The sequence below is a fragment of the Natrinema soli genome (genome assembly GCF_028618695.1).
In genome coordinates, this window is sequence record NZ_JAQIVI010000442.1 from 1 (window position 1) to 4687 (window position 4687).

Consider the following 4687-nt stretch of genomic DNA (forward strand, 5'->3'; position numbering starts at 1 on the left):
CGACCGAGCACCCGGCGGCGTTCGGCGACGACGAACGCGCGTGGCTCGCGACGATCGGTCGGCAGGTCGGCTACGCGATCGCCGCCATCCGCCGACGGAACCTCCTGCTGTCCGACCGGGTGACCGAACTCGAGGTCGTCTGCCGCGACGGCCGATCGTTCTTCGTCGACGTTTCGCGCCGACTCGACTGCCGGTTCGAACTCGACTCGCTGGTCCCGATCGACGAGTCGACGCAGCTCTACTACGTCCGTCTCGAGGGCGCGTCGCCGGCCGACGTCTTCGGCCTCGCCGACGACGAGCCCGGGATCGAGGACTGTCGGCTGGTCGAGACCGACGAGGACGGTTGGCGCATCGAACTGGTCGTCGACGGTTCCTGTCCCATCGTGACGCTCACGGAGTACGGCGTGACGGTTCACGAAGCGGTCTTCGAGGGCGGAACGGCGACGATCACCGGCGACTGTGCCATCGACGCGGACATTCGGACCATCGTTGACGGCCTCCGATCCGCGTTCCCGGACTCCGAACTGGTCGGAAAACGCGAGACCGAGCGAGCCGTCCAGACCGCCCGCGAGTTCCGAGAGGGTCTCGAGGACCGACTGACGGACCGACAGGAAGCCGCGCTCCGGGCGGCGTATTTCGGCGGCTACTACGACTGGCCCCGGGAGAGCACGGCCGAGGAAGTCGCGGACGCGATGGGCGTCTCCTCGCCGACGCTGCACAACCACCTGCGGAAGGGCCAACACGAGTTGCTTCGGACGTTCTTCGACGACCCGGACGAGTAGTCACGGCGTCGCGAGGGATCGTCACCTGATCGGATCGGGGCTACGTCTCTAGAGGCGGTATTCTATCCGCCCTCGAACAATCCGTATAAAACGCCACTTCGAGGGAGATCAGTTCGTTGCGCTCTCGATTTGTCCCGTTCGAACGAGCGACGACCGATTATCAGGTCCTAATATAGTCATTATATACTAGATTACTTTCTGCGTATCGGGTCGATTTTGCACAACTAGAGGCCGTCTTTACTATGCTAGTTAGAGATTGATTGGATGTACCATGTCACAGGACAATGCCGATCTCGAGGCGCGACTCGAAGAACAGGAGGCGTTCGAACCTCCCGAGTCGTTCGTCGAGCAGGCAAACGTCACTGATCAGGGGATACACGAGGAGTTCGAGGAGAACTGGCCGGAGTGTTGGGAGCGTGCCGCCGACCTCCTCTCGTGGGACGAGGAGTACGATACGGTTCTCGAGGACGGGAACGCCCCGTTCTACGAGTGGTTCACCGGCGGTGAACTCAACGCGTCGTACAACTGCCTCGACCGACACGTCGAGGAGGGGCGGGGCGACAGCGTCGCCATCGAGTGGGAAGGCGAACTCGGCGAGACGCGCACCTACACCTACGACGAGCTGCTCGACGAGGTTGAGGACTTCGCGGCGACGCTGCGAGACCTCGGCGTCGAGGAGGACGACATCGTCACGCTGTACATGCCGATGGTTCCGGAGCTGCCGATCGCCATGCTGGCGTGTGCCCGCATCGGTGCACCGCACAGCGTGGTCTTCGCCGGCTTCTCGGCCGACGCGCTGGCCACCCGGATGAACTCGGCCGACAGCGAGTACCTCGTCACCTGCGACGGCTACTACCGTCGCGGCGACGCGCTCGATCACATCTCGAAGACCAACGAGGGTCTCGAAGGCGTCGAACACGAGGTCTCAGACGTCGTGGTCGTCGACCGACTCGGTGACGATCTCGATCACGAGCTCGGGGACAACCAGCACGACTACGACGAACTCGTGGCCGACCACGAGGGGTCGACGGTCGAGCCGGTCCCGCGCGACGCCGAGGACATGCTGTTCCTTATGTACACGTCGGGGACGACCGGCCAACCGAAGGGGGTCAAACACACCACCGGCGGCTACCTCGCGTACACCGCCTGGACGAGCCACGCGGTACTGGACATCGAGGCCGACGACACCTACTGGTGCTCGGCCGACATCGGGTGGATTACCGGCCACTCCTACATCGTCTACGGACCGATGGCGCTCGGCACGACGAGCGTGATGTACGAGGGGACGCCGGACTACCCCGACAAGGACCGGCTGTGGGAGATCGTCGAGAAGAACGGGGTCGACATCTTCTACACCGCGCCGACGGCCATCCGCGCGTTCATGAAGTGGGGCTCCGAGTACACGGAGAACCACGACATCTCGAGCCTGCGCTTGCTCGGCACCGTCGGAGAACCGATCAACCCGCGTGCGTGGAAGTGGTACTACAAGCACATCGGCGACGAGGAGTGCCCGATCGTCGACACCTGGTGGCAGACGGAAACCGGGGGGATGATGATCACGACGCTGCCGGGGGTCAACACCATGAAACCCGGCTCGGCGGGGCCGCCGCTGCCGGGCATCGACGCCCGCGTCGTCGACACCCAGGGCGAGGAAGTCGACGCCGGACAGGCCGGCTACGTGACGGTCAACAACCCCTGGCCCGGCATGCTTCGCACGCTGTACGACAACGACGAGCGGTTCCTCGAGGAGTACTGGGAGGAGTACTCCGACGAGGAGGCCGACGAATGGGTCTACTTCCCCGAGGACGGGGCGAAGATAGACGACGACGACTACATCACCATCCTCGGCCGGGTCGACGACGTGATTAACGTCTCCGGCCACCGGCTGGGGACGATGGAGATCGAGTCGGCCGTCGTGGGCGTCGAAGGGGTCGCCGAAGCCGCCGTCGTCGGCGGCGACCACGAGGTCAAAGGCGAGGCCGTCTACGTCTACGCCATCCCCGAAGACGGGTACGAGGACCGGCACGACGAACTCGAGGAGAAGGCCATGGCGGCCGTCCTCGACTCGATCGGACCGATCGCCAAGCCCGAAGAGATCGTCTTCACGCACGAACTGCCCAAGACGCGCTCGGGCAAGATCATGCGCCGTCTGCTCGAGGACATCGCGAGCGGGAACGATCTCGGAAACACCTCGACGCTGCGCAACCCGGACGTCGTCGACGACATCGCGGCACAGGTCGAAACGGACTGAAGCGGTCCGTTGAGAACTATATCTTCGAGATGATGAAAACAAAGACACGAACCGAAACACGATACACGAAACCATGTCAGACAAAAACAGACACGATATGAGCGACGATACCCACGAGATAGCGACCGACGGTGGGATGAGCGACGTCGAGCGCGAACGGCAGATCGACTACATGGACGTCGAGATCAACCTGTTGAAGCCGGCGACTCCGTTCATGCGGGATCACCTGAAGATCATCTGGATCGGCTTCGGCATCTGGGTGCTGACGACGTTCGCACCGATCACGGCGACGCGTCTCGCACCCGATCTGATGACGTCCCAGATGCCGCTGATCGGATTCCCGTTGCACTACTTCTTGCTCGCGGTCGTCGGGCCGGGGGCGGCGCTCGTTCTCTCGGTGTGGTACGCGCGCAAGCGCGATCAGATCGACGAGAAGTACGGGATCGAACAGGGCGTTGCCGAACCGGAAACGACCGACACCGACTCCGTCCCGGACGACGCGGCCGCGACTGACGGAGGTATCGACGAATGATCGACGGCGCACCGATGCTGGCGGATCTCGCGATCGGAGCGATGGAGACGATGCCGTTGCAGTCGAGCGAAGCACTGCTTCCGGAGGACCTGAACGTCTCGTTCAAACTGCTCCCGGCGATCATCGTCATCGGGATGATGGGTCTGTTCATCGTCGCCGGCTTCATGTTTCAGGTCGCCGACACGGACGACATGTGGGTCGCCGGCCGGTCGATCGGAAACATCGAGAACGGGATGGCCATCGGGGCCAACTGGATGTCGGCTGCGACGTACCTCGGAGTGGCCGCGACCGTCGCGATTTCAGGGGTCTACGGCCTGGCGTACGTCATCGGCTGGACGACGGGCTACTTCATCCTGCTGATCTTCATGGCCGCCCAGATGCGGCGGTTCGGGAAGTACACCGCGCCGGACTTCGTCGGCGATCGCTTCAACTCCGACGCCGCGCGCGCCCTCGCGGCGCTCACCACGTTCCTGATCGGCTTCGTCTACGCGCTCGGTCAGGCTCGCGGAATGGGACTCGTCGGACTGTACATCCTCGGCGACTGGTCGGTGATCACCGGCGGCGCGCTGTCCGCCTACCAGACGATGATGGTGATCTTCATGGTCATCACCGTCGGCTACCTCTCGCTGTCGGGGATGCTCGGCGCGACCAAGAACATGGTCCTGCAGTACGTCATCCTCATCGTCGCGTTCCTGCTCGGGCTGGTCGTGACCGGCTGGTCCGGCGGCTTCACGACGGTGCTTCCGCAACTCGAGTACGGGATGATGATAGATTCCCTCGGAAGCGAGTTCTCCGCCCCGTTCGCGGGCGGCAGCTACTACCTGTGGGTCGCGACCTGTTTCAGCCTGGTCTTCGGGACCTGTGGACTACCCCACGTGCTGGTCAGATTCTACACGGTCAAGAACGAGCGAGTCGCCCGCTGGTCGTGCACCTGGGGGCTGTTCTTCATCTCGCTGCTGTACCTCAGCGCGCCCGCCTTCGCCGCTGTCGGGACCGCGCTGTACGGCGAGGAGGTCGGTGCCGTCTACGGCGATCCCGGCATGACCAGCGCGGCCGGTGACGTTCTCGTCGTGTTGGCCGCACAGCTCGCGGGCCTGCCGTCGTGGTTCGTCGGCTTCGTCG

At 63.8% G+C, this 4687-nt stretch carries 4 protein-coding genes; all 4 read left to right on the top strand.

Annotation, left to right across the window (positions count from 1 at the left end):
* A partial coding sequence (locus tag PGX04_RS23485; RefSeq protein ID WP_273740727.1) for a helix-turn-helix domain-containing protein occupies positions 1–782 on the top strand: 782 nt, incomplete at its 5' end.
* Positions 783–1053: 271 nt separating this feature from the next.
* The gene (gene acs / locus PGX04_RS23490) at positions 1054–3033 is read left to right on the top strand and encodes an acetate--CoA ligase (protein ID WP_273740728.1); all 1980 of its coding nucleotides are present in this window, start codon (positions 1054–1056) and stop codon (positions 3031–3033) included.
* A 73-nt stretch (positions 3034–3106) separates the two neighbouring features.
* On the top strand, positions 3107–3565 hold the full coding sequence (locus tag PGX04_RS23495) for a DUF4212 domain-containing protein (protein WP_273740729.1): 459 nt from the start codon (positions 3107–3109) through the stop codon (positions 3563–3565).
* Positions 3562–4687, top strand: a 1126-nt coding sequence (locus PGX04_RS23500) for a sodium:solute symporter family transporter (RefSeq protein ID WP_417584038.1), incomplete at its 3' end; no start/stop codon positions are given. The genes PGX04_RS23495 and PGX04_RS23500, both read left to right, overlap by 4 nt.

Coding starts and splice junctions, on each gene's coding strand:
- acs (WP_273740728.1), top strand. CDS start 1,054: ATGTCACAGGACAATGCCGATCTCGAGGCGCGACTCGAAGAACAGGAG.
- PGX04_RS23495 (WP_273740729.1), top strand. CDS start 3,107: ATGTCAGACAAAAACAGACACGATATGAGCGACGATACCCACGAGATA.